Below are 15224 nucleotides of genomic sequence, written 5' to 3' on the forward strand. Positions count from 1 at the left end.
CGGGAGGCTACACTCCCGCGATCGCGTCGAAGGATGTCGCATGCTGCCGGGCTGGATCCTGCTGCTGGTGTCGCTGGGCTACGCCGCGCTGCTGTTCGCGGTGGCGTGGTATGGCGACCGGCGGCCGCTGTATCCGCAGCGGCCCTGGCTGCGCCCCTTGGTCTACAGCCTGGCGCTGGCGGTGTACTGCTCGTCGTGGACCTTCTACGGCGCGGTCGGCACCGCCGCGCGCCAGGGCATCGGCTACCTGCCGATCTATCTCGGCCCGCTGCTCGTGCTGCTGTTCGGCTGGCGCATCCTCGAGCGCCTGGCGCTGATCGCGCAGTCGCAGAACACCGTCTCGATCGCCGACTTCATCGCCTCGCGCTACGGCCGCTCGCAGCGGCTGGCGGCAATGGTCGCGGGCATTGCCCTGGTGGCCGCGGTGCCGTACTTGGCGCTGCAATACAAGGCGGTGGCGATCAGCCTGGGCGTGCTCGGCGGCCCCGACGAAGCCGTCACACCGTTCGGCGACCCGGCGTTCTACGTCGCGGTGCTGATGGCACTGTTCGCGATCCTGTTCGGTACCCGCAAGGTCGATGCGACCGAGCACCGCCCGGGTCTGATGCTGGCCGTTGCACTCGAATCGCTGATCAAGCTGCTCGCGCTGGTCGCAGTCGGTCTGTTCGCGACGCTGTGGCTGGGCGCACGCGACCTGCACATGGTCGAGGCCACGCGTGCGCTGATCGACAATGCGCCACCCAGCGGCTTCGTGGCCCAGAGCCTGCTCGCGTTCGCGGCGCTGATCTGCCTGCCGCGCCAGTTCCATGTGGCGGTGGTCGAATGCGGCGACGTGCGCGACATCCGCCGCGCGCGCTGGCTGTTCGGCGGCTACCTGATGATCGTCTGCCTGATGGTGCTGCCGATCGCCAGCGCCGGCGTCGCGCTGTTCGGCCGCGACGGCCCGGTCGCGCCCGACAGCTTCGTGCTGGCGCTGCCGATGGCCGAGAACGCCGACGTGATCGCGCTGTTCGCCTACATCGGCGGGTTCTCGGCGGCGACCGGGATGGTGATCGTCTCCTCGGTCGCGCTGGCGACGATGCTCAGCAACGACTTGGTGATGCCGCTGCTGCTGCGCCGCGGCTACGCCGAACGCCACGGCGGCAATGTCGGCTCGACCGTGCTGTGGATCCGCCGGGTGGCGATCGTCGCGCTCGCCGCGCTGGCCTACGGCTACTACCGGGTCAGTGGCTCGGACACTACGCTGGCCGCCTACGGGCTGATGTCGTTCGCGGCGGTCGCGCAGTTCGCGCCGGCGCTGATCGGGGGACTGTACTGGCGCGGTGCCAGCCGCCGCGGCGTCGAGGCCGGGCTGCTGCTGGGCTTCGCGATCTGGAGTTACACGCTGATGCTGCCGGCGCTGACCGAGTCGGGCTGGATCCAGCCGCAATGGCTCGACGCCGGCCCGTTCGGCATCGCCTGGCTGCAGCCGCGCGCGCTGTTCGGGCTCGCCGGCTGGGACCCACTGACCCACGGCACGTTCTGGTCGCTGCTGGGCAATGTCGGCGCACTGCTGCTGGTGTCGGCACGCTGGCGGCCTTCGCTCGACGAGCGCCTGCGCGCCGCCCCCTTCCTCGACCCGTACGCCGAGCGGCGCGCACTCGCCTCGGAGGACTGGAGCGGCAACATCAGCGTCGGCGACCTGCTGACGCTGATCGGGCGCATCGTCGGCGACCGCACCGCGCGGCGCGCCTTCGACGAGTACGCGCAGACGCAGGCGCGGCCATTGGTGCTCAACGCCTCGGCGGACCGGACCTGGCTGCAGTTCACCGAGCGCCAGCTGGCCGCTGCGGTCGGCGCTTCGTCGGCGCGCCTGCTGATGACCAGCGCGCTCAAGGGTTCGGGCATGGAAGTCGACGAGGTCGTCGCGATGCTCGACGAGGCCGGCCAGGAACTGCGCTTCAACCGGGAGGTGCTGTCCTCGACGCTGGAGAACATCGACCACGGCGTGAGCGTGGTCGACCGCACCATGCGCCTGGTGGCGTGGAACCGCAGCTACCAGCGCCTGTTCGGCTATCCCGACAACATGCTCTACGTCGGCCGCCCGGTCGCCGACCTGATCCGCTACAACGCCGAACGCGGCGAACTGGGTCCGCGCGACGCGATCGACATCCAGACCGAGGTCGACAAGCGCATCGCCTACATGCGCGCCGGCTCGCCGCACGTCTCCGAGCGCGTCCTCGGCAACGGCCAGGTCATCGAATTGCGTGGCCAGCCACTGCCCGGCGGCGGCTATGCGACCAGCTACAGCGACGTCACCGACTACAAGCGCGCCGAACGCGAACTGCTTGAGATCAACGAGACGCTGGAACAGCGCGTGGCCGAGCGCACTCGCGAGGCCGAGGCTGCGCAGGAATCGCGCTCTCGCTTCCTGACCGCAGTCAGCCATGACGTGCTGCAACCGCTCAATGCCGCACGGCTGTTCACCTCCGCGCTGCGCGAGACGCCCGACCCCGGCGAGCAGCGCCACCTGGCCGAGCGCATCGACACCTCGCTGCGCGCGGCCGAGGAACTGCTCGACGGCCTGCTCGATGTCTCCCGGCTCGACGCCGGCGCGCTCAAGCCGGAGATCGTCGACTTCGACGTCGCCGAACTGCTGCGCCAACTCGCCGGCCAGTACGCACCGATGGCCAAGGCGCGCGGCCTGGACATCCGTCTGCACGCCCCGCCCACGCCGGTGCGCAGCGACCGCCGCCTGCTGCGCCGGGTGCTGCAGAACTTCCTGGCCAATGCGCTGCGCTACACACGCAGCGGCCGCATCGTGCTGGCGGCGCGGCGGCGCGGCGACGAGGTCGCGCTGCAGGTCTGGGACACGGGGCCGGGCATTCCCGAGCACCACATGAGCCAGATCTACGACGAGTTCCACCGCTACGAGCACAGCTTCGACTGGGACGGCCGCGGGCTCGGCCTGGGTTTGTCGATCTGCCAGCGCATCTCGCGGCTGCTGGGTCACACGCTGGATGCGCGCGCGATGGTCGGCCGCGGCAGCATGTTCTCGATCACCGTGCCGCGCAGCGCATCGGCGGCGATTGTCGCAGCGCCGCCACCCACGCCACTGCGCGACGAATCGCTGCGCGGTCTGCGCGTGCTGTGCGTGGACAACGACGACGACATCCTCGCTGGCATGCGCGCCCTGCTGCGGCGCTGGGATGCGGTGCCGTTGTGCGCCAAGACCATCGACGAGGCGATCGCGGCGATGGACGAGGAGCCCGACGTGCTGCTCGTCGACTTCCACCTGCACGACCGGCTCGACGGCCTCGATACCCTCGACGCACTGCGCGGCATGGCACCCGAGACGCCCGGCGCCCTGCTGACCGCCGACGGCAGCGATGCGCTCAAGCAAACTGCCCGCATCCGCGGCTACCGGGTACTCACCAAGCCGGTCAAGCCGGCGTCGATGCGCGCCTTCCTCGCCGCCCAGCGCAGCGCGATGACCGCCCGCCGCGCCCGCGCCGAAGGCCGGCTCTCGTAAGTCGACCGCGGCTGCGCTGCGCAAGGTCGCGCCGACTTCGGGATGCGTGACGTGCCGGCGGAGCGTCTGGCGCGCGTCGCTCGGCCCCCGCCGCCGGTGGCCGTCGCCTGCGCCTTATGGGGCGCCTTCCCCCGCGCATGACGATTCCCTAACGCCCCCCGTTGCTAGGCTGCAGCCTTTCGCAACGCAGACGCCGCATGAGCACACGCTATCTGATCCGTATCCCCGACGCCGGCAAGGCCCGCGCCTCGGGCGCCTACGCCCTGCAGTCGCAAGGCCCCGAAGGCATCGCCGCCGAGCTCCAGGACGCCCTGCGCGGCGACACGCTCTTCGCCCGCTGGCGCGCCGACCAGCCCGACCCCGACGAGGTCGACCCGTCGCTGGGCATCACCGACGCCAACGCGCGCGTGGTCGGCGAACAGCGCGACCTGGACATCGACCTGACCGTCGACACCTCAATCTCGAGCACCGTCCTCAAGCACCGCCTGCGCCTGCTGGCCGGCAGCGCCTGGGAACTGCGCGACGTCCGCGCGGCCTGAAGCCTGCCCCCACCCGGCGCGCACACGCGCCGACCTCCCCCGCGGGCGGGGAGGTGCTTCACGTGCGCTGCCACCCCCTCTCTCGCCGGAAGGTACTCGCTGATCGCCCGCCCCCTGCGCGGAGCTTCGCCCCCTCCCTGCCTGCGGGGCATTGCGCCCTTCACGGGTGGAGGGCTGGGGTGGGGGCAGCCCTACGTGCCGACTCACTGTCGTTCTGATGCATTCCACGCGCCCCCTACCGGCATCGGCGCCATGAGCAGTCTTCCGACGCATGCGCGCGCAGTGCCCGTTTTCCTCGCCAGCGGGGAAGGTGCTCCACACTCGCCTCGACTGCGCGATGAGTGATTCCTAACGACTCCTCCCCACATCACGGGAACGCCCCCCTCCCCCGCCTGCGGGGGAGGGCCGGGGTGGGGGCATCCGCTCACACCGACGCATCCGTTCTGGAACCCGCTACACCTGCTCCCCGCCGTCACCGACGCCATTGGCCTGCCCGCCTCCTTCCTCACGCAGCGCCCGCCAGATCCGAAGCCACACACCTTCAGGATTTCCAAGCACCTCGTGGTTCCAGAACCGCAGCACGCGGTACCCGTGCGTGCGCAGGAATGCATCACGTGCTGCGTCGGACCTCGATTCGGCATGCTGCCCACCGTCGACCTCGATCACCACGCGAGGGTCCAGACAGACGAAGTCCACCACGTACGGGCCGATCGGATGCTGTCGGCGAAAGCGTGCGCCGGCGACTTGACGCATGCGCAGATGCCGCCACAGCGCGCGCTCGGCATCGGTCATGGCCTGCCGAAGTCGACGTGCCAAGTCCCGTTTCGCACCGTGGCGCATCGATGCACTCCCACGACTGCAGGAGTATCGAGCTTGCGGGCGACCGCAACGGCTGAGGATCGGGAGTTCCCACACCCGCGGGTCAGCGCATACCGCGTCTTGCCGGGCGACTCGCGCAACGCGCGGGGCGCCTCACTGGAACGGACAAGGTGATCGCGTCAGGTGCCGGCGATGCGGGCACCTTCACCGCCCGTGGGGCGACGCCGGCAGGCCTCGGGCCGGGCGGCTTTCGCGAACAGCGCCCCCACCCCAGCCCTTCCCCGCGATGCGGGGGAGGGAGACGAGCGGTGCGTGCTGATCGTTGCGGCAGCCACGGCCGCCTCCCCCGCGGCGGAAGGAGCAAAAGCAGCACCGCGCGCACGTCACCTCCCCCGCTTGCGGGGAGGTCGATGCCGCAGGCATCGGGTGGGGGCAATGCGCTGTCGCGAACAGCGCCCCCACCCAGCCCTCCCCCGCGATGCGGGGGAGGGAGACGAGCGGTGCGTGCTGATCGTTGCGGCGGCCACGGTCGCCTCCCCCGCGATGCGGAAGGAGCAGAGGCAGCACCGCGCACGTCACCTCCCCCGCTTGCGGGGGAGGTCGGCGCGTGCACGCGCCGGGTGGGGGCCCGCGCCGAGGCGCAGCACGCCATCGACGTCCCGTCCTTGCCGTGCCGATCCTCAGCCCGCCAACCGGGTCAGCGGCGGCAGTGCGTAGTGCGCGGCGATGCCGATGAAGACCGTCATGCCGACCCAGTGGTTGTGCAGGAATGCGCGGAAGCACGGGGCACGCTCGCGACTGCGTGCGATCGAGAACTCCCACAGCACCAACGCCACCGCGACGACCAGCGCCAGCCAATAGTTCGGGCCAAGCCCTGCCAGGTGACCGGCGATTGCGAGTGCGGCGAACGTCGCCGTGTAGAGCAAGGCCTGCGCCAGCAGATCGAAGCGCCCGAACAGGATCGCGGTCGAACGCGCGCCCGCACGGATATCGTCGTCGCGATCGACCATCGCGTACCAGGTGTCGTACGCGGTCGCCCAGAAGATATTGGCGACGAACAGCACCCAGCCCACCACCGGCACTGTGCCCTGCACGGCTGCGAAGGCCATCGGAATCGCCCAGCCGAACGACAGGCCCAGATACACCTGCGGCAAGTGCGTGTAGCGCTTGAGATAGGGGTAGCTGGCGGCGAGCACGACACCAACGATGCTCATCAGCACCGTCAGCCGGTTCATCGTCAGCACCAGCGCGAACGCGACCAGCATCAGCCCCGCAAACAGCCACAGCGCCTCGCGCCCTCGCACAGCGCCGCTCGCCAGCGGACGATCCTTGGTGCGCTCGACGTGAGGGTCGAGCCAGCGGTCGGCATAGTCGTTGATCACGCAGCCGGCCGAGCGCGTCAGCCAGACCCCGGCGCTGAAGAAAACAAGCGTCCAGAGCGGCGGCACCCCCTCGGCGGCAATCCACAGCGCCCACCAGGTCGGCCACAGCAAGAGCAACCACCCGATCGGACGATCGCCGCGGACCAGTTTCCAGTACAGCGCCAGACGCTGGCGCCAGGCAGGCGTGCTCGGAGAGGTGGAAAGCGATGCAGGCATGACGGACGACAGATTAGCGGCGGGGACACAGCGGGGCCAGGTGTTTCGGCGTGTGTCGCGCTGCTGACACCGTACGCCCCCATCCCAACCTTCCACCCGTGAAGGGCGCAATACCCCGCGATACGGGGAAGGAGCAAAGCGGCGCAGCGCACACGTCACCTCCTCCGCTTGCGGGGGAGGTCGATACCGCAGGCATCGGGTGGGGCATGGGCCTGGCGCATTTTGCCCCCATCCCAGCCTTCCCCGCACGCGGGGAAGGAGCAGAAAACGGCAGTCCGTGAAGGGCGCAATGCCCCGCGGTGCGGGGAAGGAGCAGAAGCGGGGCAGCGCATAAGTCACCTCCCCCGCCTGCGGGGGAGGTCGATGCTGTAGGCATCGGGTGGGGGCATAGGCCTGGCGCATTTTTCCCCCATCCCAGCCTTCCACCCGTGAAGGGCGCAATGCCCCGCCCGCGGGGGAAGGGGCAAAAGCAGCGGTGCGCCCTGCAATCAGGCCTTGTCAGCCTTGTACTCGTAGTAGCCGTAGCTGTAGTAGCCCGTGGCGCGCTTCTCGACTGCGTTGAAGATCACGCCCTTGACCTGCACGCCGTTCTGCTCGAAGCGCTTCTTGGTCAGCAGGATCTCCTTGGGCTGGTTCACGCCGAAGCGCGTCACCAGCAGGCTCGAGCCGGCATGGCGGGCGATCAGCGCGGCGTCGGTGACGGCCAGGATCGGCGGGGTATCGACGATGACCAGGTCGTACTGCGTCGACAACGCTTCCAGCAACTGGCCAAAGCGCGGATGCATCAGCAGTTCCGACGGGTTCGGCGGAATATCGCCGCGCACCATGTAGTGCATGTTCTCCACGCCATCCGCCGCGCGGATCGCATCGGCCGCCTCGAGCTTGCCGCCGAGGACATCGGACAGACCGCCGGTTTGCGTGACGCCCAGCACCTTGTGCAGGGTGCCCTTGCGCATGTCCGCGTCGATCACCAGCACGCGCTGACCGGCCTGGGCGATCACCGCAGCCAGGTTCGCCGAGACGAAGGTCTTGCCCACTGCCGGGCGCGGACCCGAGATCGCCAGGATGTTGTTCTTGGCCTCGAGCATCGCGAAATGCAGGCTGGTGCGCAGGCTGCGGATCGCTTCGATCGCCAGGTCCGCGGGCGCGTTGACCGCGAGCAGGTGCTGGCGCTTGTCGAACCCCGGGTCCCGGCGCACGCGCCCCTTGCGGTTGCGCAGCCGATCCATGATCAGCAGATCGCGCGACTCGCTGAGCGGGATGGAGGCGTAGACCGGCAGCCCGAGTTCCTCGATCTGCGCGGGATCCTCGATGCCGGCGTGCAACGCACGCTGCAGGAACACCAGGCCCACGGCGAGGAAACCGCCCAGCAACGTGCCGATCAGCACGATCAACGGCTTGCGCGGCTTCACCGGCCGCTGCGTGTCGACAACCGCGGGATCCACGATCCGCACATTGCCCACGGTGCCGGCACGCGCGACATCGAGCTGCTGCGCCTGGTTCAGCAGGCCGGTGTAGAGCTCGTTGCTGACCTGCAGGTCGCGGGTCAGCGTCAGCAGTTCCTGCTGGGTGTCGGGCAACTCGCCGACCTGCTTCTGGAAGCCGGCCTTGCGTGCTTCCAACTCGCCGATCTGCTTGAGCAGCGCGCGGTAGGCCGGGTGCTCGCGCGTGAAGCTGCGATCCATCTCAGCCTGTTGCAGGCGCAGTTGCTGGATGCTCGTCTCGACCGCCACTTCCTGCTGCAGCAACCCTTGGGTCTGCATCGTGATGTCGACCGAGTTCGCGCGGGTCTGGTACTCGTTCATCGCCTTTTGCGCTGCCTCCACCTGGAGACGCACGGTCGGCAACTGTTCGCGCACGAACTCCAGCTGCGCACCGGCTTCAGCCGAGTTGCGCTCGACGTTCTGGCGCACGTAGGCCGACGCGACCGCCTGCAGGAAGGTCTCGGCGAACTGCGCATCGGGATGCTCGAACGACAGCTGCAAGATGCCGGACTCACGCCCTTGCTCGGAGGCTTTGACGTCCTGTTGGTAGCCCGACACGACATCGAGGCGGCGCAGTTTAGTGACCTCGAACCGCGTGCCTGGATTAGCGCGCAGTACTGCCACCTGCAGCCTGACGCCGCTGCCTTCGGCATCGGTGCCGACCGTGCCTTCGAGCAACAACTGGTCATCCGGCCCGAACAGGCTAAAACGCGAGGCGTCGTCGCCCACGCGCAGCGTCAGCGGCTGGTTCTCCCACATCGACGGCACCGTCATGCCGACGATCTCGACGTGCTCGCCGCCCCAGCCATAACGCGACAGCCCGAACCACGGCGAGGCCACCGCATCAGGCGTCTCGGGCGAAAAACGGCGCGCGAGGAAACCGCCGATCAACGGGAAGCGCGCCGGCTCGATGACCACATCGGCATGCGTGCTGTCGACTGCGTCGCCGATGACCGTGCGCGAGGTGATCAGCGCGACTTCTGTCGTCGCTGCCGCCGACGTGACGCCACCACCCAGCGACGACAGATCCGGCAGGCCAGGAATGCTGGGCGCCTTCGATTCCACCTGCACCATCGCGCGCGCTTGGTAGATCGGCGTTGCCAACAGCGCGTAGGCCACGCTGACCACGAAGAACGCCGCAGTAATGCCGATGATCCACCACTTGCGATCGATCAGTGCACCAACGATCTCGCGCAGGTCGATCTCGTCGTCGTCCTTGGCGGACACTCCTGTTTCCTTGCTCATGCAGTGGCTCTGGTCTTCAGTAGATTGGGCGCGATGCGCGGGGAATGTGGATGACGGCCCTGAGGGCCGATGGAGCTAGCGGAGATAGCGCTGCCAGGCCGCGACAGACTCGTCGACCAGGCCCAGCACATGCTCGAACGCCGGACGCTGTTGTCGATAGGGGTCAGGAATCTCACGTTCGCCGATCCACTTGCCCAGCAGCATCACCTTGCCGCTGGCCTGCGGTACCTCACGGGCGATCCGCGCCTGATGCGCACGCTCCATCACCAGCACCAGATCGGCATCGGCCAGCAGCGACGGGGTCAGCTGGCGCGCACGATGCTGGTCGGTATTGAGGCCCCGCTCCTGTAACAGTAGACCCGCCGTCGGGTCGATCGGACGGTCGACCAGCGCCTGGAGCCCGGCCGACGAGACGGCGACACCGGAGGTCCCGAGCACCGATCGCAACACGATCTCCGCGGTTGGGCTACGGCAGATGTTGCCGATGCACACGAACAGGACCTTCCGAAACACCTGGACGTACTCCACTCCCGGACGCCGCCGGGGGCGGACACAAGCGCGTAGTCTAGCAAGCTCACTCTTCGTGAGCCGTGATAACGCATTCAGCCTTGTGGAAAGGGCCTCACGAAGCCGTCCACTGGCTGGGATTCGCCTTGACATGAACGGTTCACGACCTATAGCCTCGCAACAGCCTGGACGCATACCGTCCTTCAACATGCTTGGAGCTCCCCCATGAACACGACCCTCCGCCTGATCGGCACCATCGCCTTGGCAGGCCTGTCCGGCATCGCTTTCGCCGCACCGCAGGCGCAGGGCACAAGCGACAACACTTCTAATTCGCCCGTCGAGAGCGGCGTCCCCGGCGGCACCGGTGGTGCGGTCGGTACGGGCCTGACCACGGGCGCAACGGTCGGCATCGTGGCCGGCGTGGTCGCACTGGCCGCGGTGGTGATGGACAACAACGGTGACAGCGAAGGCAACGTCGGTGACGGCGGCGGCGGCACGGGCACCGGCCCGGGCACGGGGACCGGCACTGGCGGCACCGGCACGACCGGCACCGGCACGAACTGACCGCTCGCCGGGCTCCAGCCCGCGGGACACCAGTCACCCCGCCGGTCCAGGCCGGCGGGGTTTTTTTTATGGGCAACAGGCGGTGACGCCGACCCAAGCCAGGAGATCCCGTGTTCATGCGTCCTTTGCTTCGTCCTCTTCTCGTCGCCGTCGCCGCGACATCGATGGCTGGCTGCATCTGGAGCCCCGGCCAGCACATGCGCAGCGGCACGGCCAATGACGCGGGATTTCGCACCGTCGGCAATGATCAGCTCGACCTGATCCCGATCACACCGAAGCTGATTGCGATGGAGCGCGCGACCCAGCAACCTGGCGGCATGCTGCCGACGGCGCTGACCGAGTACCGGCCGCCGGCCTACGCCATCGGCGTTGGTGACGTGCTCTACATTACCGTCTGGGACCACCCCGAACTGACCGTGCCCGCTGGCGCGCAACAGCAGCTCAATGCCGCTGGCCGCCATGTGCAGACCGACGGCACGCTGTTCTATCCCTACATCGGCAAGATCCAGGCTGCCGGCCGTACGCCGGGTGAGTTGCGCGCCGATATCGCCGGCAAGCTGGCGCGCTATATCGAATCGCCGCAGGTCGACGTCTCGGTGCTGAGCTACGGCAGTCAGCGCGCCTGGGTCACCGGTGCAACCGCCAATTCCACGGCCGTCCCGCTGACCATGGCGCCCATGACGCTCAACGATGCGATCAGCCAGGCCGGTATCAACCCGACGGTCGCCGATCTTTCCGGCGTGCGCCTGACCCGCGACGGCATCAGCTACACCATCGACCTGGATCGCCAGTCGGGCGAGGCGATCTACCTCAAGCCCGAGGATCACCTCTACATTCCGTTCCTCGACGACAAGGAAGTCTTCGTCGTTGGCGAAGTCATGCAGCCGGGCGCTCAGAACTTCCGCACCGGCACCATCAGCCTGAGCCAGGCGCTGGGCCGTGCACGCGGCCTCATGCAGACCACGTCCAATGGCAATGCGGTCTATGTGATCCGCGGCGCGCGTGGTCTCGAGGCCGACACACCACCGTCGGTGGTCTACCAGCTCGAGGCGAAGTCGCCGGCCGCATTCGCCGTGGCCAGCCAGTTCCAGCTGCAGCCTGGAGACGTGGTGTTTGTCGGTGCCGCCGGCATCACTCGCTGGAATCGCTTCGTGGGGCAGCTCCTGCCGTTCTCCGGCATCATCAGCAACGCCGCCCGCACCAGTAGCGATCTCGAGTGACGTCCGCGCAATGACGGAGCTCCGCACCGAACGCCGACGGCATGGGCGGGCGACGCCGATTGCCCTCGGCGCGCTTCTGGTCATGTTGACCGGCTGCAACGGCATGACCCGCAGTGGCGTGGATGCGGTCCGCCTCGCGGTCTTCCGCCCCTCGATCGAGGTCACGCCCGAGCGCGTGGCCGCCAATCCCTATGCCCAGGTGCTGGTGGAAGGCGACGGCTTCCAAGCGCTGATGGTGCTGGGCAACGACGATGCCGGCCTGACCTCCTGGTACAGCCCCGACCGCAGGATCGTCTTCCTGCGTGACGGCCTGCTGGTCGGTACCGCAGGCCTGCCGGAGGACGCGATCGACATCCACCTCGAAGGCGACAGTCCTTTCACGCGTTTGCACCTACTGCAGGGGACATCCCGCACGCTACGTCGCTACGACTGGATGCCTGGCCACCGTTACGGCGTGCGGGTCGAGGGCGAACTGCAACGCATCGGCACCGAGCAGGTGGAGATCCTGGGCCGTCCCCGCACCCTGGTCCGGTTCGACGAACGGCTGCGCGGACCCGGCATCGATGCGACCAACAGCTACTGGGCCGAGCCTGATACCGGATTCATTCTCAAGAGCCGGCAACTTCTGGCACCGGGCAGAAGCCTCGATCTCGTCCAGCTCAAGCCGTATCGCCACGGAAGCGCACGATGATGTCCCGATTCCTCGGCTGCGCGCTGCTGCTCGCCGCCGCCAGCGCTGCTGCCCAGTCTCCGGCACAGGTCCATGTCAGCGTCGAAGGTGCGGTTCGTCGCCCTGCGACCTACGCGCTGTCAGGCGATGCCCGACTATCCGATCCCATCCTCGCAGCCATGCCGACGAGCGAGGCCTACACGACCGGCGCCGCCCTGCTTCGACGCCAGGCGATCGCGCCCCAGACGCGTCTTCGCGCGGGGCTCGAGCATAGCCTGCAGGCCCTCCGGACCGCCGAGAACACACCGCCCGCAGTGGCCGAGACGGCGGCACGCCTGGAGGCTTGGCTGACCACAATGCCCGTCACCGGACGCATTCCGACGACGCAACTCGACGGGCGCAGGCTCGAGGCCGCCGCGGAGGCCAATCTGCCGGTCCGTGACGGTGATCGCCTCGTCTATCCGCTGCGCCCCGATACGATCTCCGTCGTCGGCGCCGTCGAAGCGCCATGCCGCCTGCCGCATGTGGCGCTCCGCGAGGCCGCCGACTACCTGCGTCAGTGCCCGCCCCAAGGCGCGGACGCCGACCTGCTGTACGTCATCCAGCCCGACGGTCATGTCGCCCAGATCGGGATCGCGGCCTGGAATCGCAGCCCCGCACAGGCACTCGCGCCTGGCGCGGTGCTGTATGTCCCGCTGCCCGAGCGCGCCCTGCGGCGCATCGATCCCGATTTCAACCGCGAGTTCGCCCAGTTCCTGGCGACCCAGCCGATCGCACTGCCCGGTTCGCCTCGGGTGCAGGACACCGCCCGATGATCCGACGTACCGCCTTCCCCCAGTTCCCGCTGGGCCTGCTGGCCCTGGCGATCGCCGGCAGCCTGCACGCGCAGGAAACGGCGCACGACCTGGTCACCCAGAGCGATTGGGGCGGCGCCGGCCTGCTGCAGACACCGACCGCGCGCATGGAGCCAGAGGGGCAAGTCAGCCTGTCTACCAGCTACACCTCGCCCTATGCGCGGCACAACCTGTCGCTGCAGCCCTTCCCGTGGCTCGAGGGCACATTCCGCTACGTCGGCCTGCGCAACCAGCGCTACGGCCCACCAAGCCTGAGCGGCGACCAAAGCCTGAAGGACAAGTCGATCGACGTGAAGCTGCGGCTCTGGCAGGAGAGCCGCTGGCTGCCCGAAATCGCGCTCGGCATGCGCGACATCGGCGGTACCGGCCTGTTCTCGGGTGAGTACCTGGTCGCCAACAAGCGCTTCGGCACCATCGACGCCAGTCTCGGCCTGGCGACGGGCTACCTTGGCAACCGGGGCGATATCGCCAACCCCTTGCGGTTGATCGACTCCGGCTTCGAGACGCGCCCCGGCGGCCGCGGCCCAACCCAGCTCAATACCAACGCGATGTTCCGCGGACCCATCGGGGTGTTCGGCGGCATCACCTGGCAGACGCCGCTCGAGCAGTTGCTGGTGAAGGTGGAGCTGGACGGCAACGACTACAAGACCGAGCCCCGGGGCACGCGGCTGGACCAGCGCTCGCCGATCAATGTCGGGCTGGTCTATCGACCCACGCCGAACCTGGAGCTGACCGCCGGACTGGAACGCGGCGACACGCCGGTGTTCAGCCTGGCTTTTGTCGGCAATCTCAAGACCGCACGCAGCAATGCGCCGATCCTCGATACGCCCGCACCGGCCTTGCGCCGGCATGGCACCGGAGAGGACAGTGCTGCCACGGACGCACCGGCGTATCGGCCCGACACGGACTGGGCCGCGGTCTCGGCCGATCTGCAGCGAGACGCAGGCATCGCCGTATCGAGAATCACCAGGCGCGATGGCGAACTCATCGTCCACGGCAGCCAGACCCGCTACTTCTACCCTGCCCAGGGCGTCGGCCGCGGCACGCGGGTGCTGGACAATGCGGCGGACGACGACATCGGCTGGTTCACGTTCGCGCATGAGCGCGTAGGCATGCCGATCGCGGAGATCAGCGTCGAACGCGATGCATTCGCCCACTACGTCGACCGCCGGATCGACCTTGCAGCAATGGCGCGCAAGGTCGAACTTTCGCCCCCAGCGCAGCAGCGCCGCGACGAGCTTTATCGTGCGCCGTTCGACCGGCTGCGCGGCAGTGTTGGCCCCGGCTACAAGCAAGTGCTCGGCGGCCCGGACGGCTTCATCCTCTACCAGCTCACCGCCGACTTCGGCGCCAGCTATTGGTTCAACCGCAGCACCTGGCTCACCGGCGCTGTCAGTGTGGATATCGCCAACAACTTCGACAAGTTCCGCTACGACGCGCCCAGCCGCCTGCCGCGCGTGCGCACGTGGCAGCGCCAGTTCCTGACGACCTCCAAGGTCACGGTGCCCAACCTGCAGTTGACCACGGCGCACCAGTTGGGCCGTGACTGGTATGGCATGGCCTACGCGGGCTACCTGGAATACATGTACGGCGGCGCCGGGGGCGAGGTGCTCTATCGCCCATTCGGCGAGCGCTGGGCGCTGGGCATGGACCTGAACCAGGTCCGCCAGCGCGACTTCGACCAGCACGCGGGGTTCCGCGATTACGAGGTCACCACCGGCCATGTCACCGGCTACTACACCTTCGGGCGCCAGCAGCGGGTGCAGGTCAACGTCAGCGCTGGCCGCTATCTGGCTGGCGACATCGGCGGTACGGTCAATGTCGCCCGACGTTTCGACAACGGCGTGACCATGGGCGCCTATGCCACCAAGACCAACGTCTCGTCACGTGACTTCGGGGAAGGCGACTTCGACAAGGGCATCTACTTCTCCCTGCCGATGGATTTCTTGCTACCCAGACCCACGCGAGCGCGCGCCGAGATCCTCTGGCAGCCGCTGACCCGCGATGGCGGCGCGCGACTGGGCCGGCGCTACAACCTGTACAACCTGACCAGCGAACGCGACGCCGACGCATTGTTCGACAACCTGGACTGGATCGACCGCTGACTTGGCGGTTCAGGTTGCAAGGCTGAGTAACCGCATGGGGCAGTTCCTGCCCCTGCGCGACACATTCAGGTCTCACTTTTTCTCACGATGCGGCCCGGAGGGCGCATA

At 68.3% G+C, this 15224-nt stretch carries 11 protein-coding genes; 7 read left to right on the forward strand and 4 right to left on the reverse strand.

The genetic code is table 11. From position 1 onward, the window contains the following. Positions 1-40 precede the first annotated feature (40 nt). The gene (locus tag BEN78_04920) at positions 41-3511 is read left to right on the forward strand and encodes a hybrid sensor histidine kinase/response regulator (protein ID ASR42822.1); all 3471 of its coding nucleotides are present in this window, start codon (positions 41-43) and stop codon (positions 3509-3511) included. Between the two features lie 197 nt (positions 3512-3708). Continuing rightward, on the forward strand, positions 3709-4050 hold the full coding sequence (locus BEN78_04925) for a hypothetical protein (GenBank protein ID ASR42823.1): 342 nt from the start codon (positions 3709-3711) through the stop codon (positions 4048-4050). A 453-nt stretch (positions 4051-4503) separates the two neighbouring features. On the opposite strand, the gene BEN78_04930 is transcribed toward BEN78_04925, so the two are convergent. From BEN78_04930 to BEN78_04945, 4 genes are all read right to left on the reverse strand, one after another. Continuing rightward, positions 4504-4890 carry a hypothetical protein gene (locus BEN78_04930; GenBank protein ASR42824.1) on the reverse strand — a complete coding sequence of 129 codons (387 nt, stop codon included), beginning with the start codon at positions 4888-4890 and terminating at the stop codon, positions 4504-4506. Between the two features lie 659 nt (positions 4891-5549). Then, the gene (locus BEN78_04935) at positions 5550-6467 is read right to left on the reverse strand and encodes a 4-hydroxybenzoate polyprenyltransferase (GenBank protein ASR42825.1); all 918 of its coding nucleotides are present in this window, start codon (positions 6465-6467) and stop codon (positions 5550-5552) included. A gap of 488 nt (positions 6468-6955) precedes the next feature. Beyond that, positions 6956-9196: a tyrosine-protein kinase gene (locus BEN78_04940; protein ID ASR42826.1), complete on the reverse strand. Its 2241-nt coding sequence runs from the start codon at positions 9194-9196 to the stop codon at positions 6956-6958. Positions 9197-9271: 75 nt separating this feature from the next. Next, positions 9272-9709, reverse strand: coding sequence for a phosphotyrosine protein phosphatase (locus BEN78_04945; protein ASR44924.1), 438 nt, complete (start codon positions 9707-9709; stop codon positions 9272-9274). Between the two features lie 219 nt (positions 9710-9928). Between BEN78_04945 and BEN78_04950 the strand changes: the two genes are divergently transcribed. The 5 genes from BEN78_04950 (at position 9929) to BEN78_04970 (ending at position 15116) form a co-directional block, all read left to right on the forward strand. Continuing rightward, positions 9929-10267: a hypothetical protein gene (locus BEN78_04950; GenBank protein ID ASR42827.1), complete on the forward strand. Its 339-nt coding sequence runs from the start codon at positions 9929-9931 to the stop codon at positions 10265-10267. A 116-nt stretch (positions 10268-10383) separates the two neighbouring features. Continuing rightward, positions 10384-11487 (forward strand): capsular biosynthesis protein, encoded by a 1104-nt coding sequence (locus BEN78_04955; GenBank protein ID ASR44925.1) that lies wholly within the window; start codon positions 10384-10386, stop codon positions 11485-11487. Positions 11488-11497: 10 nt separating this feature from the next. Beyond that, complete coding sequence (locus BEN78_04960) at positions 11498-12178, forward strand: hypothetical protein (protein ASR42828.1); 681 nt, start codon at positions 11498-11500, stop codon at positions 12176-12178. Continuing rightward, positions 12178-12972: a hypothetical protein gene (locus BEN78_04965; GenBank protein ID ASR42829.1), complete on the forward strand. Its 795-nt coding sequence runs from the start codon at positions 12178-12180 to the stop codon at positions 12970-12972. The genes BEN78_04960 and BEN78_04965 overlap by 1 nt, the downstream gene beginning before the upstream one ends. Then, positions 12969-15116, forward strand: coding sequence for a hypothetical protein (locus BEN78_04970; protein ASR42830.1), 2148 nt, complete (start codon positions 12969-12971; stop codon positions 15114-15116). The genes BEN78_04965 and BEN78_04970 overlap by 4 nt, the downstream gene beginning before the upstream one ends. Positions 15117-15224 lie beyond the last annotated feature (108 nt).

This window comes from Xanthomonas citri pv. mangiferaeindicae, from assembly GCA_002240395.1.
Lineage (GTDB): Bacteria > Pseudomonadota > Gammaproteobacteria > Xanthomonadales > Xanthomonadaceae > Luteimonas > Luteimonas citri_A.